This window comes from Zoogloea sp. 1C4 (assembly GCF_009469605.1).
In the GTDB taxonomy this organism is placed as follows: Bacteria; Pseudomonadota; Gammaproteobacteria; order Burkholderiales; family Rhodocyclaceae; genus Zoogloea; species Zoogloea oryzae.
This window is the reverse complement of record NZ_SSXU01000012.1, coordinates 34,159-59,835: the sequence shown is the minus strand read 5'-3', so window position 1 is coordinate 59,835 and position 25,677 is coordinate 34,159. Positions and strand designations below refer to the sequence as shown.

17 protein-coding genes and 2 pseudogenes are annotated in these 25,677 nt (G+C 71.2%); 3 read left to right on the top strand and 16 right to left on the bottom strand.

The genetic code is table 11. From position 1 onward, the window contains the following. The first annotated feature begins 54 nt into the window (after positions 1 to 54). Entirely contained in the window at positions 55 to 1,797 is a 1,743-nt protein-coding gene (locus tag GH681_RS14910; protein ID WP_228111920.1) for an alpha/beta hydrolase, read from the top strand. On the opposite strand, the gene GH681_RS14905 is transcribed toward GH681_RS14910, so the two are convergent. From GH681_RS14905 to GH681_RS14880, 6 genes are all read right to left on the bottom strand, one after another. Beyond that, positions 1,779 to 3,191 (bottom strand): ATP-binding protein, encoded by a 1,413-nt coding sequence (locus tag GH681_RS14905; RefSeq protein ID WP_153162283.1) that lies wholly within the window; start codon positions 3,189 to 3,191, stop codon positions 1,779 to 1,781. The two genes, GH681_RS14910 and GH681_RS14905, sit on opposite strands and share 19 nt — an antisense overlap. After that, entirely contained in the window at positions 3,181 to 5,739 is a 2,559-nt protein-coding gene (locus tag GH681_RS14900) for a chemotaxis protein CheB (RefSeq protein ID WP_153162281.1), read from the bottom strand. Before GH681_RS14900 ends, GH681_RS14905 begins: the two co-directional genes overlap by 11 nt. A gap of 89 nt (positions 5,740 to 5,828) precedes the next feature. Further along, a complete protein-coding gene (locus tag GH681_RS14895; RefSeq protein ID WP_153162279.1) occupies positions 5,829 to 6,605 on the bottom strand; it encodes a GGDEF domain-containing protein in 777 nt (258 codons plus the stop codon). Between the two features lie 19 nt (positions 6,606 to 6,624). Next, complete coding sequence (locus GH681_RS14890) at positions 6,625 to 8,079, bottom strand: ATPase domain-containing protein (protein WP_153162277.1); 1,455 nt, start codon at positions 8,077 to 8,079, stop codon at positions 6,625 to 6,627. Further along, positions 8,076 to 8,480, bottom strand: coding sequence for a hypothetical protein (locus GH681_RS14885; protein WP_153162275.1), 405 nt, complete (start codon positions 8,478 to 8,480; stop codon positions 8,076 to 8,078). Before GH681_RS14885 ends, GH681_RS14890 begins: the two co-directional genes overlap by 4 nt. Before the next feature lie 261 nt (positions 8,481 to 8,741). Continuing rightward, positions 8,742 to 9,353: a hypothetical protein gene (locus GH681_RS14880; RefSeq protein WP_153162273.1), complete on the bottom strand. Its 612-nt coding sequence runs from the start codon at positions 9,351 to 9,353 to the stop codon at positions 8,742 to 8,744. 287 nt (positions 9,354 to 9,640) lie between these two features. Between GH681_RS14880 and GH681_RS14875 the strand changes: the two genes are divergently transcribed. Both GH681_RS14875 and GH681_RS14870 read left to right on the top strand, forming a co-directional pair. Further along, entirely contained in the window at positions 9,641 to 9,793 is a 153-nt protein-coding gene (locus GH681_RS14875; protein ID WP_367179935.1) for a DUF3309 family protein, read from the top strand. A gap of 49 nt (positions 9,794 to 9,842) precedes the next feature. Continuing rightward, the gene (locus GH681_RS14870; RefSeq protein WP_153162269.1) at positions 9,843 to 10,007 is read left to right on the top strand and encodes a DUF1328 domain-containing protein; all 165 of its coding nucleotides are present in this window, start codon (positions 9,843 to 9,845) and stop codon (positions 10,005 to 10,007) included. Positions 10,008 to 10,151: 144 nt separating this feature from the next. Here GH681_RS14870 and GH681_RS14865 read toward each other — a convergent pair whose 3' ends face one another. The 10 genes and pseudogenes from GH681_RS14865 to GH681_RS14830 all read right to left on the bottom strand — a co-directional run bounded on the left by GH681_RS14865 (position 10,152) and on the right by GH681_RS14830 (position 25,533). Continuing rightward, on the bottom strand, positions 10,152 to 10,715 hold the full coding sequence (locus GH681_RS14865) for a YSC84-related protein (protein WP_153162267.1): 564 nt from the start codon (positions 10,713 to 10,715) through the stop codon (positions 10,152 to 10,154). A gap of 168 nt (positions 10,716 to 10,883) precedes the next feature. Beyond that, the gene (locus tag GH681_RS14860) at positions 10,884 to 11,210 is read right to left on the bottom strand and encodes a chaperone modulator CbpM (RefSeq protein WP_153162265.1); all 327 of its coding nucleotides are present in this window, start codon (positions 11,208 to 11,210) and stop codon (positions 10,884 to 10,886) included. Between the two features lie 3 nt (positions 11,211 to 11,213). After that, complete coding sequence (locus GH681_RS14855; RefSeq protein WP_153162263.1) at positions 11,214 to 12,137, bottom strand: DnaJ C-terminal domain-containing protein; 924 nt, start codon at positions 12,135 to 12,137, stop codon at positions 11,214 to 11,216. Between the two features lie 135 nt (positions 12,138 to 12,272). Next, complete coding sequence (locus GH681_RS23375; RefSeq protein WP_194271250.1) at positions 12,273 to 12,461, bottom strand: hypothetical protein; 189 nt, start codon at positions 12,459 to 12,461, stop codon at positions 12,273 to 12,275. Positions 12,462 to 12,533: 72 nt separating this feature from the next. Then, positions 12,534 to 12,713 (bottom strand): annotated as a pseudogene (locus tag GH681_RS23980) (ABC transporter ATP-binding protein); the annotation flags it as partial. A 101-nt stretch (positions 12,714 to 12,814) separates the two neighbouring features. Next, positions 12,815 to 13,987, bottom strand: a pseudogene (locus tag GH681_RS23970) (ABC transporter ATP-binding protein/permease); the annotation flags it as partial. A gap of 25 nt (positions 13,988 to 14,012) precedes the next feature. Continuing rightward, the gene (locus tag GH681_RS14845) at positions 14,013 to 14,507 is read right to left on the bottom strand and encodes a hypothetical protein (protein WP_153162261.1); all 495 of its coding nucleotides are present in this window, start codon (positions 14,505 to 14,507) and stop codon (positions 14,013 to 14,015) included. Between the two features lie 116 nt (positions 14,508 to 14,623). Further along, positions 14,624 to 15,343, bottom strand: coding sequence for a Crp/Fnr family transcriptional regulator (locus GH681_RS14840; protein WP_153162259.1), 720 nt, complete (start codon positions 15,341 to 15,343; stop codon positions 14,624 to 14,626). Positions 15,344 to 15,469: 126 nt separating this feature from the next. After that, positions 15,470 to 24,250: a glucoamylase family protein gene (locus tag GH681_RS14835; RefSeq protein ID WP_228111919.1), complete on the bottom strand. Its 8,781-nt coding sequence runs from the start codon at positions 24,248 to 24,250 to the stop codon at positions 15,470 to 15,472. Next, positions 24,247 to 25,533, bottom strand: coding sequence for a DUF3422 family protein (locus GH681_RS14830; protein WP_153162257.1), 1,287 nt, complete (start codon positions 25,531 to 25,533; stop codon positions 24,247 to 24,249). Before GH681_RS14830 ends, GH681_RS14835 begins: the two co-directional genes overlap by 4 nt. Positions 25,534 to 25,677: the final 144 nt, after the last annotated feature.

Here is a 25,677-nt window from a genome sequence, read left to right as displayed (position 1 = left end):
CGGGGTGGAGATGATGGGCTGCGTCAATTCGCGCGCACGCCGAAGGTTGATTCCGTGACCCATGTTCCCCCCGCCGTGCTGCCCCGACCGGGCAGCAATCTAGACCGTTTCGTGCATGCCCAGTTCTCGCACCTGACCGGCGGCATCTCCCCGGTGGCGCTGGCGATGGCCTTCGACGACTGGCTGATGCACCTGTCCCACAACCCGGCGGAGCAGGCCGAGCTGGCTCAGGCCTGGCTCGATGCCTGGGCCAGGCTGCCTGGCCTGCTGCTGGAGGCGGGCCGTCCGGCCGGGCGCCCGGGCATCGAGGCGGGCGTGCAGGACCACCGCTTCGACCATCCGGGCTGGCAGGCGTGGCCGTTCAACGTGATGAGCCAGTCCTTCCTGCTCACCGAGGCCTGGTGGAAGGCCGCCACCACCGGCGTCCACGGCGTGTCGCGGCACCACGAGAACGTGGTGAGCTTCACCGTCCGGCAGCTGCTCGACGTGCTGTCGCCGGCCAACTTTCCGTGGGCCAACCCCGAGGTGCTCGAACGCACCGCGCAGACCGGCGGCGCCAATCTGGTGGAGGGCCTGCGAAACCTGATGGCGGACGCCCGTCACCTGCAGTCCGAATCGCCGCCGCCGGGGGCCGAGCATTTTCGGGTGGGTCACGAGGTGGCGGTCACGCCGGGGCAGGTGATCTTCCGCAACCGGCTGATCGAGCTGATCCAGTACGCCCCCGCCGGCCCGCAGGTTCGGCCGGAGCCGGTGCTGCTGGTGCCCTCGTGGATCATGAAGTACTACATCCTCGACCTGTCGCCGGCCAATTCGCTGGTCCGCTTTCTGGTGGATCAGGGCTACACGGTGTTCGCCATCTCGTGGGCCAACCCCGGCCCCGAGGGGCGCGACCTGGGCATGGACGACTACCTGCGGCTGGGGGTGATGGATGCCCTCGATGCAGTGGCCGCGGTGGTGCCGGGGCAGCGGATCCACGCCGCCGGCTACTGCCTGGGCGGCACGCTGCTGGCGATCGCCGCCGCGGCCATGGGGCGCGACGGGGACGAGCGGCTGGCGTCGGTGTCGATGCTGGCGGCCCAGACCGACTTCACCGAGCCGGGGGAGCTGGCGCTGTTCATCGACAACAGCCAGGTGAGCTTTCTGGAGGACATCATGTGGGATCGGGGCTACCTGGACACCACCCAGATGGCCGGGGCCTTCCAGCTGCTCAACTCCCGCGATCTGGTGTGGTCGCGGATGCTCAAGGACTACCTGATGGGCGAGCGCCGCCCGATGAGCGACCTGATGGCCTGGAACGTGGACGGCACCCGCCTGCCCTACCGGATGCACGCCGAATACCTGCGCCGGCTGTTCCTCGACAACGACCTGGCCAGCGGCCGCTACCCGGTGGGCGACCGCCCGGTGGCGCTGACCGACATCACCTGCGAGATCTTCTGCGTCTCCACCCTGCGCGACCACGTGGCGCCGTGGCGATCGGTGCACAAGCTGCACCTGCTCGCCGACGTGCCGGTCACCTTCCTGCTCAGTTCCGGTGGCCACAACGTGGGCATCGTCAATCCGCCGGGCGTGCCCGGGCGCAGCTACCAGATGCTCACCCGGCCCCACGACGGGCGCTACCTTGCGCCGGACGCGTGGCTGGCGGCGGCGCCCACGTCAGAGGGGTCGTGGTGGCCGGCGTGGCGGGCGTGGCTCGATGCGCGCTCCGGCCCGCCCGGTGATCCGCCGTCGATGGGCCATGCGGCTGGCGGGCTGGCGACCCTGGGCGCGGCGCCGGGCACTTACGTGCTGCAGACCTGAGCGGGTGGCGGGGGCAGCCACTGCAGCAGCGTCCCGAAAAACGCATCCACATCCAGCGGCTTGGCGATGAAGTCGCTCATCCCGGCGGCGAGGCAGGCCTCCCGCTCGGAGACGAAGGCGCTGGCGGTGATGGCGACGATGGGGGTGCTGGCGTGGCCCGGCAGGCGTCGGATCGCCCGGCTGGCCTCCAGCCCGCCCATGAGGGGCATCTGCAGGTCCATCAGGATCAGCGCGTAGGGCTTCTCGCGGGCCAGGCGCAGCGCCTCGGCGCCGTCCCTGGCGATGTCGACCGCCAGGCCGAGGTTCAGCAGCAGGCTCAGCAGCACATCCAGGTTGACCGGGTCGTCGTCCACGGCGAGCACCCGGGCGCCCCGGTAGTCGCGCCGGAGGATCAGCTCGGCGTGCTCCCGGTCCCGCATGTCGGGGGCCGGGCGGGTGGGCCGGCCTTTGCCCAGCCGCGCCGTGAGCCAGAAGCGGCAGCCCTCGCCTGGCGTGCATTTGACACCCACCTCGCCGCCCATCAGCTGGGCGAGCCGCCGGGTGATGGCCAGCCCCAGCCCGGTACCGCCGAAGCGGCGGGTGGTGGAGCTGTCGGCCTGGGTGAAGGGCCGGAAGAGCTGGGCCTGCTGTTCCGGCGTCATGCCGATGCCGGTATCGACCACGTCGAAGCGCAGCAGGTAGCCCTGCCGGGTTTCTTCGAGCAGCCGGGCGCTGAGGGTGACGCTGCCGGCGGCGGTGAACTTGATGGCGTTGCCCACGTAGTTGAGCAGCGCCTGGGCCAGATGCACCCGGTCGCCCCGGAGGTGGCGGGGGATGCCGGCCGTGTCGATGTCGAGCCGGAGGCCCTTGGCGGCGGCGCTGTCGGTGACGATGGCGGTGACGTCGCGCACCAGCTCGTCGAGGGTGAAATCCACGGTTTCCAGTTCGAGGCGGCCGGCCTCGATCTTCGAGAAATCCAGGATGTCGTTGAGGACCGCCAGCAGATGGCGGCCTGACACTTCAATCTTGTCGAGCTGGTGGGCCTGGGTGGGGGTGAGGCCGCTGCGCCGCAGCAGGTGGGCCATGCCGAGGATGCCGTTCAGGGGCGTCCGGATCTCGTGGCTCATGTTGGCGAGGAAGTGGGTCTTTGCCCGGTCGGCGGCCTCGGCGGCGTCGCGGGCGGCCACGAGCTCGGCGGTGCGGGCGGCAACCAGCGTTTCGAGGTGGGCGTTGAGCTGGTGGAGCTGGTCGAGGGCCGCGTCGGTCTCGGCCCGGGCCCGGCGCAGCTCTTCGTTCTGCATCTCGAGCTCGATCTGGTGCACCTGCAGTTCATGCACCAGCCGGGCCTCGGCGGCCTGCCGGAGGGGCGTGGTGTAGGGTCGCTGGTCAGGCTCGTCGGTGTCTTCAGTGGTCACGGCGATTCTCCCGCTTGCGCAGCTTGGCTTCGAGCTGCTTGATGGCGGTGATGTCGATGAAGGTGAGGACCACCCCGTCGATCACGTTGTCCTGGGTCCGGTACGGCATGATGCGCACCCGGAACCAGCGGCCGTCGCCGGTGCTGACCTGCTTCTCGCAGTAGATCAGGGTGGTGAGCACGGCGCTGGCGTCGTTCTGCAGGCCGGGGTAGTCCAGGTCGGTGACGATGTCGGACAGGGGCCGGCCCACGTCGCCCGGGATGAACTTGAACAGGTGCGTGGCGTGGGTGGTGAAGCGGCGCAGTCGCATCTCGCTGTCGAGGAAGACGGTGGCGATCTCGGTGCTGTTGAGCAGGTTGGTCATGTCGTTGCGGGCCCAGGTGAGGTCGTCCACCTTGGATTGCAGCTCCGCATTGATGGTCTGCAGCTCTTCGTTCATGGATTGCAGCTCTTCCTTCGAGGTGGTGAGTTCCTCGTTGGTGACCTGCAGCTCCTCGTTGGCCGATTTGGCTTCCTCGAGGGAGGCCTGCATCTCCTGACGGCTGATCTGCAGGGCTTCGCGCAGCTGGGCGAGTTCGAGCAGCAGGGCGCTTTCGCGTTCGGACGCCAGCTGCCTGCGCGGCCGGCGGTTGCCGGGCGGTGCCTTGACGTCGTTGAACACCACCAGCACCCGGTTGCGCAGGGCTTCGGGCTTGTCGATGCCCTGGACGGTGATGTTGACCAGCTGGGGGTGGCTGTTGCCTTCGACCTGCAGGCCGTTGAGGTGGATCGGCTGGGGCTGGCGCAGGGCCTTGCCGATCACGCCGGTGAGGGCGTCGCGGAGGCCTTCGCGGGCCATCGCGTGGAGGTTGATGTTGACCTTGCCGGCGGCCGGTTCGAGGTATTTGCCGGTGCGCCCGCTGATGTACAGGATGTCGCCTTCGCCATTGACCAGCACCGCGGCGGGCGCGTAGTGCTGCTGGATGAGCTGGTCGGTGAGGTATTCGACGCTGTCGCGGAAGTCGGGCCGGCTGCCGTCGGTGCTGGCGGGGCCGGCCGGGGTGCGGGCGGGAAAATCCAGCCACGAGGATTGGTTGCGGTGTTCGGTGCGCCGGAAGATGTGGGTCTTCTTGTCGAGGGGCGAGAACAGGGCGTCGAAGCCGCCGATGGTCTCGGCGCTGCCGAGCACCAGGATGCCGTCCCGGTTGAGGGCGTAGTGGAACAGGGGCAGGACCTTCTTCTGCAGTTCCTGGCCGAAGTAGATCAGCAGGTTGCGGCACGACAGGATGTCGAGCTTGGTGAAGGGCGGGTCGGAGATGAGGTTGTGGGGCGCGAAGATGACCATCTCGCGCAGCTCGCGGTTGAGCCGGAAGCCGTCGTCCTCGGCAACGAAGTGGCGGGCCAGCCGCTCCGGCGTCACGTCGGCGGCGATGTTGGCGGGGTAGCAGGCCCGGCGGGCCCGGTCCACGGCGTCGGGGTCGAGATCGGTGGCGTAGATCTGCAGCGAGAACTGGCCCGGCGGCCGGGTGTTGTCGAGGGCTTCCCGGAACACCATGGCCAGCGAGTAGGCTTCCTCGCCGGTGGAGCACGCCGGCACCCAGGCCCGCAGCGCCTGCCCGTCGGGGTGACGGGCGAACAGGGCCGGTAGGGCGACGTCGCGCAGGTAATCCCACACGGGCGGATCGCGGAAGAAGCTGGTGACGCCGATCAAGAGCTCCTTGAACAGCAGGTCGAGTTCCTGGAGGTTGTCGCGCAGGTAGCCCACGTAGTCGGCGATGGCGGCGATCTGGAGCAGGGCCATGCGCCGCTCGATGCGCCGGAGCAGGGTGTTCGGCTTGTAGAGGGAGAGGTCGTTGCCGCTGCGGTTGCGCAGCAGCACGATGATCCGTTCGAGGGCGCCCTGCTCGCCCGGCGCGGCGTCGGGCTGGGGCGGGCGCGGAACGTGCCGCAGGAAGGCGGCGATGCGCTCGGCCAGCGCTTCGGCGGGCGCGACGATATCCACCACGCCGGCCTTGATGGCGCTGGCGGGCATGCTGTCGGCGCGGGCGCTGGCCGGGTCCTGGGCGAGGGTGAGGCCGCCCTTTTCCTTGATCGCCGCGAGCCCGGCCATGCCGTCGGAGCCCATGCCGGAGAGGATCACCCCGATGGCCCGCTCCTGGCGGTCGGCGGCCAGGGTGCGCAGGAAGAAGTCGATGGGCAGGCGCAGGCCGCGCTGGGCGGTGGGGTCGAGCAGGTGGAGCACGCCGCCCAGCAGGGACAGATCCTTGTTGGGGGGGATCACATAGACGTGCTCCGGCGCGACGACCATGCCTTCGGCGACCTCGATGACCGGCATCGGGGTGATGCGCTGGAGGATCTCCGGGAGGGTGCTGACGTGCTCTGGGTCGAGGTGCTGGACGATCACGAAGGCCATGCCGGTGCCGTCGGGCACATGGCCGAGCAGGGCTTCGAGGGCTTCGAGCCCGCCGGCCGAGCAGCCGATGCCGACGATGGGGCAGTCCGGGCGCTGCCGGGGCTGCGCATCGGGTGTTTCTACCGGGGTTGAATCGAGGGGAGGTGCGCAGCGCATACGGAATTTCGATTCAGGTTCGTAGTTCGTCTTATGGATTATCCGCCTGATCGGCCGGCGGGATGAGGCATTGCTGACGCCGGGGGCGTTCAGCCGCTTTCGGGTGGGGCTTCCGGCGGAGTGTCGGGCTGATGGAGGGCGCAGCGCCCGCCGCCGGCGCGCTTGGCGGCGTACATGGCGGCGTCGGCGTGGGCGATCAGGCTGGCGGCGTCGGTGCCGTCCTGGGGGTAGAGGGCGATGCCCACGCTGCCCGACAGGTTGAGCAGGTGGTCGCCGATCCGCGCCGGGGCGGCGAGGGCGGCGAGCATCTTGTCGGCGATGAGGGTGGCGTCGGTGGGCTGGGTGATCTCGGTGAGGAGGGCCAGGAACTCGTCGCCGCCGTGGCGGCTCACGGTGTCGGAGTCGCGCAGCACCGACTGCAGGCGCTGGGCCACGAGCTGCAGGGTTTCGTCGCCGACGGCGTGGCCGAGGACGTCGTTGATCTGCTTGAAGAGGTCGAGATCGAGGAACAGCACGGCGATGTGGGTGCCGCGCCGGTGGGCCAGGGCGATGGCGCTTTCGAGGCGGTCGAGCATCAGGCTGCGGTTGGGGGTGCCGGTGAGGGGGTCGCGCTGGCTGCGGTTGGCGAGCACGTCCCGGTCATTCACCGCGCTCTCGGCGATCTGGTCGGCCTGGAGGGCGGCGAGGAGAAGCTTCTCGTTGGCCTCGCGCAGTTGGGCGCTGCGGCGCGCGTCGCAGTCGTTGCGGGCGGCGGTGAGCTCCTGCCTTAGTCGGGCGAGTTCCGCCACCAGGCGGTTGGCGGCTTCGTCCAGCTGCGCCAGGGTCGCCAGGGCGGCGTCGGTCTGGTGGGGGTCGGAGGCCGGCATGGTGGCGGGTCGCCAGGGCTCAGTCGGCGGGCAGGCGGAGCGGCCGGCCGGTCAGGAGGCCGGTGTGGCCGGCGAGGCGCTCGTCGATGTGCAGGCCGTCGTCGTCCACATGAAAGAGGCGCAGCTCGTCGGAATGGGGGCTGCCCCGCAGCTTGACCACCGCCAGCGCCCGCAGCAGGCGGCCGGCCAGCTCGACGTAGCGGTGAACGATGATGGCGTCGGTGAGGAAGGCGGTGCCGTGGGGGCTGAAGCGCAGGTCGGTGAAGCGGTCTTCGAGCTCGGAGGTCATCAGCAGGGTGACGCCGCTGCCGGTGAGGGCCGCCACGAGGCGCGCCAGGGATTGCCGGAAGTCGTTGCGGAAGGTGGGCGCGAGGGCCAGCTCGAAGCCTGACAGCGAATCGATGACCACCCGGCTGGCGCCCAGCCGGCGGATCTCGGTGATGAGGAGCATGGCCATCTCGTCCACCGACAGATCCGGCGCGCGGGTGTCGACCACGCCGACCTGCCCGCTGGCGATGAGGTCGGCGAGCCGGTGGCTGCGGGGGCGCCGGGGGCGCTGCTCGAAGGCGGCGATCACGCCGGTCTCGCCGTGGCGGGCGCCTTCGGCCAGGTAGGCTTCGGCGAGGAGGGTCTTGCCCGAGCCGGAGGGGCCGGCGACCAGCAGCGAGTAGCCCCGGGGCAGGCCGCCGCCCATCATCCCGTCGAGCCCGGGCACGCCCATCGGCAGGCGATCGGCCAGGCCGGGTCCGGCGTCGGCCAGCGGCGCGCTGCAGGGCGGCGGGCCGAACACGGTGATGCCGGCGCTGCCGATGCGGAAGGTGTGCAGGCCGGGCACGGTGGCCTGGCCGCGCATCTTGATGATCTCGAGCTTGCGTACCACCGAGTTGCCCTGGACGCTCTGGCTCAGCCAGATCAGGCCGTCGGCCACGGTGAACACCGGGTTGGGGTCGTTCGGGGTGAAGTATTCGCCGACCAGGAAGGTGGTGGCCTGCCAGCAGGTCATCAGCACGCCGAGGTTCTGGATGAAGTGCTGCAGGCCGAGGGACGGAATGCCGGCGCGGGCGGGGCTGCCGGCCACCGAGCGGAAGGAGTCCACGAACACCAGGCCCGGCGCGTGGGCCTCGACCTCGCTGGAGATGCGGGCGAGCACCTTGTCCAGATCGCCGCTGGCGGTCTCGTCGGCCAGGCTGATGAAGCGGATCGAATCCTTGACCCGCTCGTGCTCGAAGAACTCGAACTGCTGCTGGTAGCGCAGCATCTTCAGGGGCGGCTCGCCGAGCACCGTGAAGTACAGCGCCGGGCGCTCGGGCGAGTCCAGCGCGAACATGATCTGATGGGCCAGGGTGGTCTTGCCGCTGCCAGGCGGGCCTGCGATGAGGCTGAAGGAGAGCTCCGGCAGGCCGCCGCCGAGCACCGCGTCAAGCCCGGAGACGCCGGTGGCCATGCGTTGGAGGCGGGTGGTGTCGGTGTTCATGGCGAGGGGTCCGGGGCGGCGTTGGGGGCGGGTGGGGCTGGCGGGATCGGGGGCAGCAGGCGCTCGGTGAGCGAGGCGCCGATCAGGCGGGTCAGGAGATCGCGGAAGGTGGCGAGCAGCGCGCTGCAGGCGCCGGCCGCGGTGGCGCTGGTCTGCTGGGAGAGCACGGTGTGGAGCGGCGCGAATTCGCCCGCCCGCACGGTGGCCTGGTGTACGCCGGCGAGCCACGGGTAGTCGATGCGGGTGAGGTAGAGGCTGCGCTGGTAGAGGGCCGCGACGCCCCGCTGGCCGATGATGGGCGACAGGGCGGCGTCGAGTTCGCGCCACGCGGTGACCGCCGCGTCGGCGACCCGCAGGGCCAGGACGCGATCTTCAGCCGGGGGTATCAAAGGGGCTTGCAAGGATGGCGCCTCCTGAAGTGATCGCCGCGGGGTGCCGGCGCCGGCCCGCCGGGATTGGCTGAACCGATTGTGGTCGTCGCGGTGCCGGCTGTATGTACGCCAGCGAACGGAGCCGGCGTGCCTGCCGCGCCGGGTGGCAGGGGTGAAGCGGCTGGCGTGGGCGGAAGAAAGGCCGGGTCGGCCATCCGTTGTGGGATGGGCCGGTCCGGCCTTGCTGTCCGGCCGGCGCGACCCCGGGCGGGGTCGGCCGGCAGAAGCCGGTCACTTGCCCATGTTGGCGCGGGCCTGGTCCAGACACTGGGCCTTGGCGGTGCCGGCGAGGCTGCCGCACTTTTCCTTGTCCACCGTGTATTGGGCGTCGCGCTTGTCGGTCGCCGCGTCCTTGCGGGCTTCCGCAGCCTTGCCCTTGGCGTCGCTGCGGGCTTCGGCGGCCTTCTCGTTGCCGGCGGCGGTGGCGGCCGAGGTCTTCATCTGCGCCTTGGCGTCGGCCTTGGCGGAGGTTTCGGCGGCCTTGGCTTCCTTCACGCAGACGTCCTTGGCGTTGCCGGCCATGTCATCGCAGCGTTCGCGGGCCACTGCACCGGCGGCTTCGGCCTTGGCCACCTGGACTTCGTAGTGGGCCTTGCGGCTGGGCTTGTAGCTGGCTTCGAGCTCGGCCAGGGCGACCCTCTCCTTGCCCTTGGCTTCGGCCACGCAGATGTCGTTCTGGTTGTCGGCCTTGGCGCCACAGGCGGCGCGGGCGGCCTTGTAGTCGGCGGCAATCTTCGTCTCGCCGGCCTTGTAGTCGTCCTTCGACATGGTTTCGGCGGCGGCGCCGAGACTGAAGGCGAGGCCGATGGAGAGGGCGATGAGCTTGAGGCTGGATGTTTTCATGATGTTTTCCTTGAAAGGATGAATCCGGCTTGCCGCGCAGCCCGATGGGCTGGCACGACAGGTTCTTCGCCAGGATGGGGGCGCCGGAAGCGCCCTCCATCGTCACGGGGAAGACTGCTGGCCCCGGTGGTTCGGATGGACCCAGCCTGCGGGAGATGGGACGGGGCGTCTGTCTGCTGGCGCACCCACCCGGATTGCGCCGCTGTTCGATGGCGCACAGACGCGCCGGCCCTGCTGCGTAGCATCGACAGTGCAACGCAACCCAGGCAAGGAGACCTCAAATGTCCATCGGAACCATTCTGCTGATCGTGCTCATCGTGCTGTTGATCGGCGCCTTCCCTAGCTGGCCCCACAGCCAGAGCTGGGGCTACGGCCCGAGCGGAGGCATCGGCTTCATCGTCGTGATCCTGCTCGTCCTCGTGCTGCTGGGCCGCATCTAGCCCGGCTGCCGCGCCGGCTCGCCACCGGCATGACTTGAAAGGAACCAAAATGCTCCACTACGCCGGCGTGTTTCTCGTCATTGCGCTGATCTCGGCCCTGTTCGGTTTCACCGGCATCGCCGCCGGTGCGGTCGAGATCGCGCGCATCCTGTTCTTCATCTTTCTGGTGCTGTTCGTCGCATCCTTCGTGGTCGGCCTCATCCGGCGACGCTGAACGCACCCGCTCCGCCCGGCGGCCGGTCTTCGTAATCCGGCCGCCGGGCGTTTGCGTTTCCGGCTTCGGTGCGGCCCGTAAACGACGGCGGACCGGCCCGTGTCACCGGGCCGGTCCGCCGTCACGCGGGAACCGCTACGCCGTTCAGCGCTTGATGCGGGTGATCTTGGTGCCTTCGATGCTCAGGCTGGCCATCAGGCCCTGCTGGTCGAAGATGAAGGCGTAGGCGTCGTTCTTGAGGGTCGAGGACGAGAGGTTCTTGGCCATGCCTTCGTTCACCACCACCACCGACGGGCCGACACCGATCTCCCAGCCCTGGCTGGTGTTGAGGTACTTGACGGCCTTGTCGCTCATCAGGAACACCACGTAGCCGTAGGATTCGGCCCCGGCCTGCCAGCCCCAGGAGGCCGACACGGAGTTGTAGTAGCCGAGGTGTTCGGTGCCCCGGGTGAGGACGCCCTCACCGTAGCTGCCGCCGAACACCAGGCCGGCCTTGATGATCTTCGGGAAGACCAGCACGGCCCGGGCCTTCCTGGAGATGGCTTCGGCGGCCGGGTTGCTCTTGTAGAGGGTCTGCAGGGCCTGGGCGGCGTCCCGGTCGAGGTCTTCGGACGTGGCCGCGAAGGCCGGGCCGCCGAAGGCGCCGAGGGCGAGGGAGGTGGCGGTGACGAGGACGAGCTTGTGGAAGTTGCGGCGTACGTTGGTCATGGTGTGTTCCTTCATGTTGTCCCGGCATCGGGAGTGATGTCGGAAGCGGGATCGAGGGCGGTGCCTGACCGGACATTCCGCTGATCGGGCACGACTGCGAGCTTTCATCCTGCGCCCATTGATCCGGGTATTCCGTACGCTGGCGAACAGAGCTGCAAACCGGCGGGATCATGCCCCGGGGGTGCCGAGGGCGCGCAGCTTCTCCCGCAGGGCGTCCAGTTCGTCGAGCAGCTGGATGGCCAGCGCGGCGCCGGCGAGGTTGAGCCCGAGGTCGCGCCGCAGGCGCAGGGCGACGGTGGCGCGGCGCACGTGCAGGCCGGTGAAGCGCCAGCGGTGGGGCTCGCGTCCGAGGGGCGCCAGCAGGCCTTCGTCCACCAGCTCGACGATGCCGTCGGCGTTCACGGCGCAGGCGCGGCACACCTCGATGAGGCTGAGCCCGGTCTGTTCCTCGAGGATGGTCACGGTGGCTTGGGGCAGCATGCTTGGGTGGTCCATGGGTCAGGCTCCGGCGGTGGATCGGGGATCGAAGGCGGCGAACTGTCCGGCCATGCCGGTGTAATAGGCGCGGCTCGCCTCGCTGTCGGCGGGTGGCACGACGATCTGCAGCACGGCGTAGAAATCGCCCGCCACCGGGCCGGGAATGCCGCGCCCCTTGAGGCGCAGCTTGCGGCCGGCCCGGGCGTCGGCGGGCACGCTCAGTTCGACTCGTCCGCCCGGTGTGGGCACCTCGACCTGGGTGCCGAGGGCGGCCTCCCAGGGGGCGATGCGCAGGTCGAAATACACGTCGCGCTGGTCGACCCGGTAATGGGGGTGGGGGTTGAAGGCCACTTCGAGATAAAGGTCGCCGGCGGGCCCCTGCCCCATGCCCGGCATGCCCTGCCCGACCAGGCGGATGTGCTGCCCGGCGCGGACGCCCTTGGGGATCGTGACCTTCAGGGTGTGCCGGCGCAGATGCACGCGCCCGCGCTCATCCACCTCCGGTGTCTGCACGCTGATGCTGCGGGTGGCGCCGGTGTAGGCGTCTTCCAGGTCGATGAACACCTGGGCGTGATGATCCTGGCCGCGGGCGTGGAAGCCGGCGCCCTCCTCCCGCCCCTGGGACGGGCCGCGCCCGTAGATGGATTCGAACAGATCGTTGAACTCGTCGTTGGAGAAGGCCGCGTCGCCGCGGCGGCCGTGGGGTGGCTGGAAATCCGGCCCGGGCTGCCAGTCGCTGCCCAGCTGGTCGTAGGCGGCGCGCTTTTCCAGGTCCTTGAGCACCGCGTAGGCCTCGCCGAGGGCCTTGAAGCGCTGCTCGGCGTCGGGCTCCTTGCTCACGTCCGGGTGGTACTTGCGCGCCAGCTGGCGGTAGGCGCGCTTGATCTCGTCCTGGGTCGCGTCGGGGGCGACGCCCATGACTGCGTAGTAGTCCTTGAATTCCATGCCGGCCGGCCTCCGGGGCTAGGGCCGGGCCGGACGCGCCGGCGCAATGGCGGCGGGGTCCGGTACGGGGTGGGGATTCGGTTTCATGGGGCAGCTCCTGCGACGACTCGCGGCCAGTCGGCCGGGATATCAAGCCTAGGAGGCGACCCGCGGCGCGTCTGTACGCCTGCGCACAGATCCCGCGCCGTGCAGCGTCCAGCTGCCGTCGCTGCGAAAATCCAGCACCTGGCGGTGGAAGTGGCGGATCGAGGCCCGGTGGGCGACGCTCACGAGGGTGATGCCGGTGGCGGCGAGCAGGGTGTAGAGGCGGTCCTCGTTGGCCACGTCGAGGGCGCTGCTGGCTTCGTCGAGCACCGCGTAGCGCGGGGCCGCCAGCAGCACCCGGGCGAAGGCCACCCGCTGCTGTTCGCCCACCGACAGCACCTTGGCCCAGTCCTGGGCGGCGTCGAGGCCACCGAAGCGGGCCACCAGATCGGGCAGGTTGACCTGCTCGAGCACGGCCAGCAGTTCGGCGTCGGGGATGGCCTGGTCCTGCCGGGGGTAGAGCAGCTGGCTGCGTAGGCTGCCCAGCAGCATGTACGGGCGCTGGGGCAGGAACAGCATGTCGCCGGAGGCCGGCCGATCCGCCCGTGGCCGGACCGCCACAGGCCGGCGATGGCCCGCAGCAGCGAGCTTTTGCCGCAGCCGCTGGCGCCGACGATCATCAGGCTCTGGCCGGGGTCGATGGAGAGGGACAGGTCGCAGATCAGGGTGCGCTCGCGGTTCGGCGTCCACAGGGTCAGCCCGTCGATGTGGATCCGCGAATCCTCGACGAACTCGATGCGCTCGTCGCTGGTGGCGTCGTGCTTCCCGTCCATGAAGCCGGCGAAGCTGTCCAGCCGGTCGATGCCGGCGGCGAACTTGCTGAAGCTCTCGAAGTTGTCGACGATCACCGCCAGCGCCGCCAGGATCGCCGCGAAGGCGCCGGCCGCCTGGATGGCCCGGCCCACCTCGAGCTCGCCGGACAGGACCCGCCCGGCGATGATCGCGCTGGGCAGCACGATGGTCATGAAGCTGTAGGCGTACTGGAACAGGTTCAGCCGGAGCTGCGCCCCGATGAGCCGGCTGGCGTTGCCGTACACCGCGTCGAAATGCTGGTCCACCTGGCGGGATTCGCGCGCTTCGCCGGCGTAGAAGGCGATCGCCTCGGCGTGCTCGCGGATGCGCACCAGGCTGAAGCGGAAATCCGCCTCGCGCCGGAGCTGGTTGAAGTTGAGCCCTACCAGCACCCGCCCGAACAGGCGCACGGTGACGGTGGTGCCCACCACCGCATAGACGATCAGGAACAGCACCAGCTCCCGGGAGATCGCCCACAGGACGCCCGAGAAGGCCGCCAGCTGCAGCACCGCGCTGGCCAGCACGAGCAGGAACTGGAGGGATTTCTGGGTGAAGGTGTTGATGTCCTCGGCGATCCGCTGGTCCGGGTTGTCGATCTCGGCGCTGGCGTTCAGCCGGTAGTACATCCCGTTGCCCAGGTAGGCGGAGAGGTAGTCGCGGGTCAGCCAGCGCCGCCAGCGCAGGCCGAGGGTGTCGCGGACGTAGTAGTAGAAGGCGTGGGTGGGCACCGCCACCACCAGCAGCACCAGGCACTGGCGGATCGATGACCAGAACCGCGCCTCGTCGTGGGCGGCCAGCGCCGAGGTGAATTCGCCGGTCTGGGCGTTGAGGAGCACCGCGAACAGGGCCTGGCCGAAGAGCAGCGCGACGAGGAGCGCCAGCAGCCCCAGGGCGCCCCGCCGGCCGTCGCTGAACCAGTAGGGCCCGGCAATCTGCCAGAAGCGCCGGAGGAGCTGACCGTCGAAGGGGATCATGGGCGTGGCGGGCCCGCGGATGCGCTCAGCGGCCAGCGGTGACGAAGGCGATGCGCACCGGCCGCGCGGCGGCCCCGATGCGGATCTGCCGGGCCTGCCAGGCGCCGTCCAGCCGGGCGCCGATCCGGTAGCGGCCGGGCGGCAGGCGGATGTACAGCAGCGGCCCGGCGCTCACCGCGGCGTAGCGCGGGCCGGCGGGCTGGGCCTTGATGGAGAAGGGCACGTCGGCCAGATAGTGTCCGGCGCGGTCGCTGAAGACCACCTGCAGGTTGTAGTCGGCGGCGGCGCGGTTCATCTGGGCGCGGTCGGCCTCGCCGATGCCGCCGCTCATCCAGGCGACGGTCTCGACGGGGACGGCGGGGATGGCCGGCACGCCGCAGCGGAGCAGGTCGTTCCCGTCCTGCGCCAGCGCCGGCGGGCCCAGCTGCAGGGCGATCGCGCCGAGAAGGCTGGCCAGCCGCCACGGCCCGCGCGGGCGCTGGCGTGAGGCCGGATCGGGCATGGGGATTCGCTGCGTCATCGTCTGCTCCTGGAAAAGCCGGACATCGTCCGTCGGGTGCCAATGCCGTCAGCTTATGGGGCAGGCCGGGAGCGGTCTGTCTGATAGCGAACACGGGCGGCGCGCGCCCGCCGCCTTCAGCTTGCGATGCGCGAGGGGAGCAGGCGGTCGTATTCCTTGCGGACCACGGCGTAGCACTCGCAGGTGCGGGCCTCCAGCCCGGCCCGGTCGAGCACCGTGATGTGGCCGCGGGCGTAGCGGATCAGCCCGGCGGCCTGGAGCTTCAGCGCGGCTTCGGTGACGCCCTCGCGGCGCACCCCGAGCATGTTGGCGATGAGCTCCTGGGTCATCACCAGCTCGTTGCCCGACAGGCGGTCGAGGCTCAGCAGCAGCCAGCGGCACAGCTGCTGGTCGAGGGAGTGGTGGCGGTTGCACACGGCGGTCTGGGCCATCTGGGTGATGAGGGCCTGGGTGTAGCGCAGCAGCAGGTGCATCACCGGGCCGGTGCGGTTGAACTCGTCCTTGATCGCCGGTGCGCGCAGCCGCAGCCCGCGCCCGGCGCTCTGCACCACCGCCCGGCTGGGGGTGGTTTCGCCGCCCATGAAGAGGGAGATGCCGACGATGCCCTCGTTGCCCACCACGGCGATCTCGGCCGAGGCGCCGTTTTCCATCACGTAGAGCAGCGAGACGATGGCGGTGGTGGGGAAATACACGTGGCTGAGCTGCCGGCCGGATTCGTACAGCACCTGCCCGAGGGGCATGTCCACGACCTCCAGCTGGGGCAGGATGCGCTGGGATTCGGCATCCGGCAGGGCAGCGAGCAATTGGTTTCCGCGGGCGTTGTCGGCGCTGACCATGATCGGGCTCCAATGCGTGGGGCGGGCGCACCTGTCGGAGCGACGGGGCTGCCACATGCCCAGTATAGGCACCCATGGCGGCCGGATATGTGCGCTACCGAACATATCCGGCCGTGCCGGGCGGGCTCAGCCGAGGCGCAGCTCGACCTGATGGGGCTGGCGGTCGTCCACCAGGCGGATGGCCCCGTCGGCCTGCGCCACGCCATCCACGCGCAGCCCGACGTCTTCGCCCGCCACCGCGCGGGTGACGACGATGGGGAAGCAGGTTTCGCCGAAGCGGTAGCGCAGGGTGCAGCCGGGCCAGTCGGTCGGCAGGCGCGGCGCCACGTAGAGCAGCGTGCCTTCCCGGCGCAGGCCGAGCAGGGATTCGACGATCAGCCGGTACATCCAGCCGGCGGCGCCGGTGTGCCAGCTCCAGCCGCCGCGGCCCACGTGGGGCGGGCAGGCGTACACGTCGGCGGCGACCACGTAGGGTTCGAGCTTGTAGGTGGCGACGCCGTCGGCGCTGCGGGCGTGGTTGGTCGGGTTGATCAGCCCGAGCAGCGCCCAGGCCTGGGTGGTGTCGCCGAGCTGGGCGAAGGCCATCGCGGCCCACACCGCGGCGTGGGTGTATTGCCCGCCGTTCTCGCGCACGCCGGGCACGTAGCCGCGGATGTAGCCGGCGGGCAGGCTGGCGGTGTCGAAGGGCGGGTCGAGGAGCAGCACCAGCCGGTCGGCGGGCCGCACCAGATGTTCGGCCAGGGCGTCCATCGCCCAGCGCGCCCGGTGGGGTTCGGCCGCGCCGGAGAGCACCGCCCAGCTTTGGGGGATCGAGTCGATCCGGCATTCGGCGTTGCCGGCCGAGCCCAGGGGCGTGCCGTCGTCGAAGTAGGCCCGGCGATACCAGCCGGCCGGTGTCACGCCGCCGTCCCAGCCGTGGGTTTCGAGGGCGCCCTGCAGGCGGGCGCCTTCCTCGCGGCACAGGGCGGCGAAGGCGTCGTCGCCGCGGGATTCGGCCAGCCCGGCGAACTGCCCGAGCACGGCGTACAGGAAGAAGCCCAGCCACACGCTTTCGCCCTGGCCGGCCAGCCCGACCCGGTTCATGCCGTCGTTCCAGTCGCCCGAGCCCATCAGCGGCAGCCCGTGGGCGCCGGCGGTGAGCCCGTGGCGGATGGCCTGCACGCAGTGGGCGTAGAGGTCGGCGGACTCGCCCGAGACGGTGGGCTGGTCGTAGTAGGCGTCGGCTTCGGGGTGGACCGGACGGCCTTCGAGGAAGGGCTGCACTTCGTCGAGCACGCCGGTGTCGCCGCTGGCGGTGACGTAGCGGCACACCGCCAGGGGCAGCCACAGGTAGTCGTCGGAGCAGCGGGTGCGCACGCCGCGGCCCGAGGGCGGGTGCCACCAGTGCTGCACGTCGCCCTCGCGGAACTGGCGGCCGGCGCACAGCAGCAGGTGGGCCCGCAGCAGCGCCGGTTCGGCATGGACCAGGGCCATCGCGTCCTGCAGCTGGTCGCGAAAGCCGAAGGCGCCGCCCGACTGGTAGTAGCCGCTGCGCGCCCACAGCCGGCAGGCCAGGGTCTGGTAGAGCAGCCAGCCGTTGGCGAGCACGTTCACCGCCGGGTCGGGGGTGTCGATCTGCACCGCGCCGAGGGTGCGCTGCCAGTAGGCGTGCACGTCGTCGAGGGCCTGGCGGGCGGCGGCGGAACCCCGCACCCGCGCCACCAGCCGGTCGGCGTCGGCGCTGTCGTGCCCGACGCCGAGGCGGAACACCAGCTCGCGGCTGGCGCCGGGGGCCAGGTTCACCTTCAGGTGGAGGGCGGCGCAGGGGTCGAGGCCGCCGCCGACGTGGCCGGACAGGCCGGCGCATTCGAGGGCCGCCGGGTCGTCGAGGGTGCCGTTGCGGCCGAGGAACTCGCGCCGGTCGGCGCTGCGGCTGTGCACCGGGCCGTCCGCATCGAAGAAGGCCACCCGTTCGGCGAACTCGGTGTTGAAGGGGTTGCGGGCGTACAGGGCGCCGCCGGGATGGGCGAGGGTGGTGCTGACGTGCATGGCCGACTTCTCCCGCAGGTCGCCCAGCACCCATTCCACGTAGCCGGTGGCGGAGAGCTGGCGCGGCCGGCCGGAGTCGTTGCGGAGGGTGAGCACCGAGAACTTCACCGCCGCGTCGATGGCGACGAACACCGTGAGCCTGGAGTGGATGCCGTCTTCCCGGGTCTCGAACACGCTGTAGCCGAAGCCGTGGCGGGTGAGGTAGGTGCCGCTGCCGCGCAGGGGCAGTGGGGTGGGCGACCACAGGTGGCCGCTTTCCTCGTCGCGCAGGTAGATGGCTTCGCCGGACGGGTCGCTCACCGGGTCGTTGTGCCACGGGCTGAGGCGGAACTCGTGGGCGTTCTCGCTCCAGCTGTAGGCGCTGCCGCTCTCCGAGATGACGGTGCCGAAGCCGGGGTTGGCGATCACGTTGGCCCACGGGGCGGGGGTGTGCTGGCCGGGGGCCAGGGTGATGAGGTATTCGCGCCCGTCCGGCGAGAAGCCGCCCAGCCCGTTGGCGAGGATCGGCGTGACGGCCTGGGGCGGAGCGTCGGCGGGCGGGGCCGGGCGGTGGGCGCGGGTGGCCAGCAGGGGTGGCGGGCGCGGGGCGGCGAGTTCGCGTCGGTCGAGCTGCTCGGCGAGGGTGCCGCGGCAGTCGGTGATGACGATGCGGGCGACGGCCTGGAAGAGCAGCCGGTCTTCGGCGGAGATCTGCTCGGCGGGGCGCACGAAGATGCCGCCCGGCCGGTCGATGACGCTGGCGCCGCTGCCCGAGGCGATCAGGCCGACGATCTCGTCCTGGAGGCGCTGGCGGTAGCCGGCGTGGTCTTCGTTCCAGATCACCAGATCCACCGCCAGCCCCTTGAGGCGCCAGTAGGCGTGGGCCTGCACGAGCTGGCGGACCAGCTCCACGTTGCTGGCGTCGCCGATCTGCAGCAGCACGATGGGCAGGTCGCCGGAGATGGCGTAGCCCCACAGCCCGGACTGGCCGCGCCGGTTGCGGATCAGCAGGCCCGGGTCGGCCCGCAGGGCGGCGCCGGCGTAGAGGATGGCCCCGGCCAGCCGGGCGTAGAGCTGGGCGTCGGCTTCCACCGCGTTGAGCTGCTGGAGTTCGACCTGGCTGTGGGTCCACGCCAGATCGAAGACCCGGTCGGCCAGGTGGCGGTCGAGATACTTGCCCACCAGGCCCACGGCGATGTCGCGGGTGTCGGCCATGCCGGTGACGATGTCCACGATGGCGGATTGCTCCGGCGCCAGGGTGACGCGCTGGCGGATGGCGACGATGGGGTCAAGCACCGGCCCGGCGCTGCCCGACAGGGGGGCGCTGTCGAGCATGGCCAGCGGGGCGGCGGTGTCGCGGGTGCGTCCGATGAAGCGGGCGCGGTCGGTCTCCCACGACACGGCGTCGGACGGCACGCCGTGCACCGCCATCAGGTGAAGCAGCCAGGGGGTGGCTTCATCCGGCGAGCGGGGCCGGCGCTTGCACAGGATGGCCCGCTGGCGGGGCAGGATCTCGGTCTGCACGAAGAGCTTGCTGAAGGCCGGGTGGAGGGCGTCGGCGGCGGGCGGGGCGATCACCACCTCGGCGTAGCTGGTGATCTCGATCTCCCGCGGGCGGCTGCTGCGGTTGGTGAGGCGCACCCGGCGCAGCTCGATGTCGTCTTCGGGGGAGACGACGATCTCGGTGTAGGTCTCGATCTCGCCGCCGGGTTCCACTTCGTCCCGGCGCCGGAACTCGACCCGCCCTTCCGAGAGGATCGCCTCGTAGCTGGTCGGGCGGCGCCGGGTTGGCTGGTGGGCGACGGACCAGAAGGCGCCACTCGCCACGTCGCGGATGTAGCAGCAGGCGCCCCGGTCGTCGCAGGTGCCGTCCTCGCGCCAGCGGGTCACCGCCAGATCGCGCCAGCGGCTGTAGCCGCCGCCGGCGTTGCTGATCATCACGTGGTAGCGGCCGTTGGACAGCAGCTGGACCTCAGGCATCGGGGTGTCGGGGGTGGTGAAGGCCCGCAGCGGCGTGTCGAGGGGCTGGACGCGGGCCTGCAGCCCGGACAGCTCGGCCGCCATCGAGAACAGCCCCGACGGGCGGGGGATGCGCTCCTGCAGCAGCGGCAGCGCGGCCTGGAGCTGGCGGTCGGCGGCGAAGCGACGCTGCATGGGCTGCCCCAGCAGGTGCGAGGCGAGGGCCAGCAGGCTCATGCCCTGGTGGTGGGCCATGAAGGCGCGCACCACCACCCGGGCCTGCCCGCGACGCTGGCGGGCCGGGGTGTAGTCGATGGCCTCGTAGAAGCCGAAGCGCCCGACAAAGCCTTCGGCGGCGAGGCGCCGGAGGTTGGCGCAGGCCTCGGCCGGCACCACCATCAGGGCCAGGGCCGAGGCGTAGGGGGCGACCACCAGATCGTCGGCGAGCCCCCGCTTGAGGCCCAGCCCGGGCACGCCGAAGGCCCGGTACTGGTAGTTGAGCTGCACGTCCACGCTGTTGTAGGCCGACTCGGACATGCCCCAGGGCACGCCGCGCTGGCGGCCGTAGTCGATCTGGCGCGCCACCGCGGCCCGGCAGGTCTGGTCGAGCAGGGTGTGGGCGTAGGCGGGCATCACCAGCTGCGGCATCAGGTATTCGAACATCGAGCCGCTCCACGACAGCAGCACGGGCTCGCCGCCGGCGCGGGTGAGCAGGCGCCCGAGGGCGAACCAGCTCTCCTGGGGCAGCGCGCCCTGGGCGATGCCGACGAAGCTGGCCAGCCGGGCCTCGGAGGCGAGCAGGTCGTAGCAGCCCGCGTCGAGCCGGCGGTCCTGCACGTTGTAGCCGACGCACAGCAGGTGGCGGGTGGTGTCGTACAGGAAGGCGTAATCCATGCAGGCCATCGCGGCGAGGCGGGCGCGCAGGCTGTCGATGGCGGCGAGGCGCTCCCGGGCGCGGGTGCCGCCTTCGGCGATGCCGTGCAGCAGATCCTGCAGCCAGGCGCGCTGGGTCTGGTTGGTGTCGTCGTCGAGGCGCTGGCGGATCTGGGCGCACAGCGCGCTGTCGACGTGGGCCAGCTGGCGCAGGGTGGGCATGCCCAGGGTCTCGGCGATCCGGTCGGCAAAGCCGTCGAGCCCGCGGGGCGGCGGGGGCAGCTGCAGCCACGGGGCGAGCTGGGTGAGTTCGGCCTGGGCTTCCTGCACCTGCCGCAGCAGGGCTTCGGCCCAGCGGCCGGCCTCGGTGGCGGGGCGGGGGTCGGCGCCGGTGTCGGGCCGTCCGGCGGTCTGCACCAGCACGTTGGCAGCGCAGCCGGCCAGCCCCTCGAGGATGAGGCGCACCGCCGGCAGGCTGGCCGGCTGGGCCACGGAGGCGCTCTCCAGGGCCCGCCAGCAGGAGGCGAGCCGCTCGTCGGCGTCGCTGCCGATGGCGGCGGCGAGGATGTGAACGGTGTCGGCCAGCCCGTCGAACAGGTGGGCCGGCACGACAGGGTCGTCGGGCAGTTCGCCCAGGCCCGCCCGCAGGGTGAGCAGATGGCCGGCGAGGTTGCCGCTATCCACCGTCGATACGTAGGCGGGGGCGAGGGGTTCGAGGCTGCGGGTGTCGTACCAGTTGTAGAAGTGCCCCCGGTAGCGGGTCAGGCGCGCCATGCTGTCGAGGGTGCGGGTGGTGCGCGCCAGCAGCGGGCCGGCGAGGATGTAGCCGAAATCGCAGGCGGCCAGGTTGGCCAGCAGGGCGAGCCCCATGTTGGTGGGCGAGGTGCGGTGGGCCACCGAGGCGACGCGGTATTCCTGGAAGTTGTCGGGCGGCAGCCAGTGGTCGGCGGGCCCGACGAAGGTGTCGAAGTAGGCCCAGGTCCGCCGGGCCACGCCGCGCAGGAAGAGGGTCTGGTCGATGCTGAGGCTCACCGCGCGGGGGGCCATGGGCCGGCCGAGCCACCAGGCGATGGCCGGCGAGGCCAGCCACAGCAGGAGCACCGGCACCGCGGCGGGCAGCGCCCCCGGCGCCAGGGCGACGAGGCCGGTGGTGATCGCCACCACGGCGAGGGGCGCGGTGGCCATGGTCCGGAAGGCGCCGGGCAGGTCGTCGTGGGCGGCGGCTTTCCGCTCGACTTCGCTCGACGGGCACCATTCCAGCAGGCGCCGGTGGCTGACGCCCAGCCGCCACAGGGTGCGGCCGATGGCGTCGAGGCTGAAGCCGGCCTCGAAAGGCAGGCAGGCGAACTCGAAGCCGAGCTGCGCGGCGCGCTGGCCGGCGCCGTGGGCCACGGCGGCCAGGTGCTGGCGCGGCACGCTGTCCTTGGGCTTCTTCAGCAGATCCAGCAGCACGGCGCACAGGGCGGGGAGGATCAGGATGCCGACGAGGAGCCCGGTCCACAGCCCGGGCCGGTCCAGCGTGGCCCAGCCGAGCACCAGCAGGGCCAGCAGGGCCGGGGGCACGAGGCTGCGCCGGAGGTTGTCCACGAGCTTCCACTGGGACAGGGCCGACAGGGGGTTGGGCTGCCGGTGCGGCCCGGCGCCGTCGTCGCACAGGCACGGCACGTGGCGCAGCAGCCAGCCGGCGAGCTGCCAGTCGCCGCGGATCCAGCGGTAGCGGCGGGTCACGTCCACCGCGTAGCGGGCCGGGTAGTCCTCGTACAGCAGGCCGTCGCTGAGCAGGCCGGCGCGGGCGTAGCAGCCTTCGAGGAGGTCGTGGCTGAGGATGCGGTTGTCGGGAAAGCGCTCTCCCAGCGCCGCCTCGAAGGCGTCCACGTCGTAGATGCCCTTGCCGATGAAGGAGCCTTCGCCGAACACGTCCTGATACACGTCGGACACCGCGCGGGTGTACGGGTCGATGCCGGCCTCGCCGGCGTGGAGCCGGGCGTAGCGGGAGCGGTTGGCCCCCGGCAGGCTGATGCCGACCCGCGGCTGGAGGATGCCGTAGCCGGCCACCACCCGCCCTGCCCGCTCGTCGTAGACCGGCTGGTTGAGGGGGTGGGCCATGGCGCCGACGAACTGCCGCGCCGCATCCCGCGGGAGCTGGGTGTCGGTGTCGAGGGTGATGACGTACTTCACCCCGCCGAGAATGGTGGTGTCGCCGGCCACCAGCGCAAAGGCGTCGCCGGCAAAGCCGCGCAGCAGGGCGTTGAGATCGGCGAGCTTGCCGCGCTTGCGCTCGGCGCCCATCCAGGCCTGCTCCTGGGGGTTCCAGCGGCGCGGGCGGTGGAACAGGAAGAACACGTCGCCGTCCGGCGTGGCGTAGGTGGCGTTGAGGGCGTCGATGCAGGCCCGGGCGCGGGCCACCAGCGGGGCGTCGGTGGGCAGGGTCTCGTCGGCGGCGTCGAGGAAGTCGGTGAGGAGCCCGAAGTGCACGTGGGGATCGCGGTTGGCCAGGAAGCGCACTTCGAGGGCTTCGAGCAGGCCATCCACCCCCGCTTCGCTGCCGAGCATGGTGGGCACCACCACCAGGGTGCGGCAGGGCGCCGGAATGCCCCGGGAGAAATCCATCCGCGGCAGGGGATGCGGCTTGACCAGCAGGGTGGCGGCCCAGTTGACCAGCGACACCGCCAGCTGGCTGGCCACCATCACCGCGAGCAGCCCGGCCGGGGCCAGCGCCCACACGGGCAGGCCGTCGGCCAGCGCGAGGCCCGACAGGCCGCCCGCCACCAGCAGGGTGATGAGGGCGATGCCGCCCAGGTAGAGCCACAGGGGCGCGTGGGCGGCATCGCGGCCGATGCGGCGGACGAGGCCCGGACGCAGCCCGGCGGCCTCTTCGAGCGCCGGGCGGCCGGCATCCACCAGGTAATAGCCCACGTGGGCGGCCCGCCCGCCGGTGCCCCGGGCGGCGGCCCGGGCCAGATCCACCGCGAGGCGGGCCACCTGGTTCTCGCCCAGGCCGCCGCGCCGGGCGATCTCTTCGGTGGCGTGGCGGTAGTGGTCGCGGGTGGCGAAATCCATCCGGCCATACACGCCGCCGGGGTCGCCCCGCAGGGTCTGCTCGACGAGGCTCAGGTTCTCGACGAAATCCCGCCAGTCCAGGGTGCCGAGCACCCGCAGGCTGCCGATGCTGTTGCTGATGGATACCTGGTCGGCGGCCTGCTGCTGGTTTTCGGACTGGACGAGCTGCACGATGGTCTGGCCGGACTGGGCCAGACGCTGCTCGATCCAGGTGAGGGGCAGGGCCAGCGCCGGCCCCCTGCCCTGCAGGCGCCGGGCCAGCTCGGCCACGAAGGCGCCGACCATCGGCGGGTTGGAGCGCACCATGTCGGCGATCACCAGGATCAGGCTGCGCGGGTCGTCCTCGACGGTCTGGATCAGGCGGTCGGCCCAGGTGCCGGCCAGCTCGCGCTCGACCCAGCCGGCGGCCACCCGCACGCTGACGCGGCGCAGGTTCTCGATCACGGCCAGCCGCAGCATGATGGGGATCGCCCACAGCTCGCCCAGTTCGAGGGGGGTGACGGTCTGGTAGGCGGTCACGAAGCGGCCGAGGCTCTCCGCGTCGACCCGCCCGTCGCCGTGGGAGACGGTCTCGAGGGCGATGTCGTACACCCGCGGGGCGCCGGGCTCGGTGGGGCTGTCGGCGAGGCGCGGCAGGGCGCGGCTGTAGCCTTCGGGCAGCAGGCTGCGGGCCATGCGGACCTGTTCTTCGAGCAGGTAGAAGTTGTCCAGCAGCCATTCGCCGGCGGGGGTGACGCGGCGCTTGTCGGCCACCGCCTCGGTGAGCTGGCGGCACACGTCCACCAGCACCCGCTCGTTGTCGGCGAGGCGGGCCAGCAGGCGGTCGCGCACCCGGCCGCGGGCCAGGGTGGTGTGGGAGGCCGCCAGGCGCTTGCCGTGGGTGGCCATCTGGTCGGCGCTGAACAGCTCTGCGCGGAGCGGCGGCTCGTCGGCATCGGCGGAGGGCTGCCGGGGCTTGCCGGCCAGCCAGTCCCTGAGGCGCGGGAAGGAATCGACGGGCGCGTTCACGAGAGTTCGGCGCGTTGCACCGCGCGGCGGATGTGACGCACGCCGACGGCGGCGGCGATCACCACCACCGGTATCGCCAGCCCCACCACGATCTCCGGATTGACCGGCGCGCCGCCGGCCTTGAGGGCCTTGGCGAGGTAGGCGATGAGGCCGGCCACGTAGTAGCTGATGGCCGCGATGGACAACCCCTCGACGGTCTCCTGCAGGCGCAGCTGCATCCGGGCGCGGCGGGCGGTGGCGTTGAGGATGATCTGGTTCTGCTGCTGGAGGGTCATGTCCACCCGGGTGCGCAGCAGTTCGCTGGCCCGGCTGATCCGCTCGGACAGGCTCTCCTGCAGGCGGGCCACGGTTTCGCAGGTGTTCATCGCCGGGAGCAGGCGCCGCTCGACGAACTCCCGCAGGGTCGGCAAGCCCTCGACCCGCTGCTCGCGCAGCTCGGCGATGCGTCGGGTGACGAGTTCCTGGTGGGCGCGGGCGGTGCAGATGCGGTACAGGGTGGCGGAGATGGTGCCCTCCACGGCGGCGGCGAGGCGGGTCAGGCGGTCGAGCAGCGCGGGTTCGTCCTTGCTGTGCACCTCGGCCATCTCGGTGATGAGGGCGGCCAGCTGGGCGTCGGCATCCACCAGCACCGGCAGGGTCGCGCGGGCCAGCGGAGAGGCCTGGAGGGCGCGCATCAGGTAGGTCTCGATCTCGAACAGGCGCAGCACCGTGCGTCCGGCCTGGCCGGGGGCGAGCCGGATGTCGTCGATCAGGATGCGGCTGAAGCCATCGGCGTGGATGCGGAAGTCCGTCACCACGCTGGCGACGCCGTCGCCCACCCGCGAGGCATTGACCGGGTTGCCCTCGAACAGCAGGGCCAGCTCGTCGTCGGCGTGCTTGACCGGCGGCACCGCGCGCAGGGCCATGTGGGCGGCGACCAGCACGGTGCCGGGCAGCTTCTCGAGCCAGTCCTGGGGAACGCTGCCGATCACCGGATCGGCAAACGGCGTCTCGAAATCGCCGTGGCGGAAGAAGGTGTAGCTGCTGCAGTTTTGGCGGTGTTCCCAGCGCAGGCGGAAGACGCCCAGATCCACCTGGAAGTGGGTGAGGTCGGCGGCCGGCGAGGGCACGCCGTAGCGGGTGCACAGCTCGACGAGGTGTTCGTACTCGGCCTGCCGCCCGTCGGGTTCGGTGCACACGGCCAGGTAGGACGCCTGCTCGGGGGCCTGAAGGGCTTCCAGCGGGCGGGCATGCAGCTCGTAGTTGAGCGCAAAGCGCTGCGGGTGATTGGCCAGGATTGCCATGAATGAACCTCCCCCAGTTCGTCATGCAACGGCTGACGATGAACCGGAGGGGACGCCGTGCCGCAGGGCGCGGAGCCACGGGAAACCTCGCAGGCAGCCTAGCCACAAGGCGTTGCGGGGTCGGTGCGCTGCCGCACACAGGGG

Bases quoted from the DNA above. Each gene is read 5' to 3' on its own strand.
- GH681_RS14900 (WP_153162281.1), bottom strand. From the start codon at position 5,739: ATGCGCTGCGCACCTCCCCTCGATTCAACCCCGGTAGAAACACCCGAT.
- GH681_RS14895 (WP_153162279.1), bottom strand. From the start codon at position 6,605: ATGCCGGCCTCCGACCCCCACCAGACCGACGCCGCCCTGGCGACCCTG.
- GH681_RS14890 (WP_153162277.1), bottom strand. From the start codon at position 8,079: ATGAACACCGACACCACCCGCCTCCAACGCATGGCCACCGGCGTCTCC.
- GH681_RS14880 (WP_153162273.1), bottom strand. From the start codon at position 9,353: ATGAAAACATCCAGCCTCAAGCTCATCGCCCTCTCCATCGGCCTCGCC.
- GH681_RS14870 (WP_153162269.1), top strand. From the start codon at position 9,843: ATGCTCCACTACGCCGGCGTGTTTCTCGTCATTGCGCTGATCTCGGCC.
- GH681_RS14865 (WP_153162267.1), bottom strand. From the start codon at position 10,715: ATGACCAACGTACGCCGCAACTTCCACAAGCTCGTCCTCGTCACCGCC.
- GH681_RS14860 (WP_153162265.1), bottom strand. From the start codon at position 11,210: ATGGACCACCCAAGCATGCTGCCCCAAGCCACCGTGACCATCCTCGAG.
- GH681_RS14855 (WP_153162263.1), bottom strand. From the start codon at position 12,137: ATGGAATTCAAGGACTACTACGCAGTCATGGGCGTCGCCCCCGACGCG.
- GH681_RS14845 (WP_153162261.1), bottom strand. From the start codon at position 14,507: ATGACGCAGCGAATCCCCATGCCCGATCCGGCCTCACGCCAGCGCCCG.
- GH681_RS14840 (WP_153162259.1), bottom strand. From the start codon at position 15,343: ATGGTCAGCGCCGACAACGCCCGCGGAAACCAATTGCTCGCTGCCCTG.
- GH681_RS14830 (WP_153162257.1), bottom strand. From the start codon at position 25,533: ATGGCAATCCTGGCCAATCACCCGCAGCGCTTTGCGCTCAACTACGAG.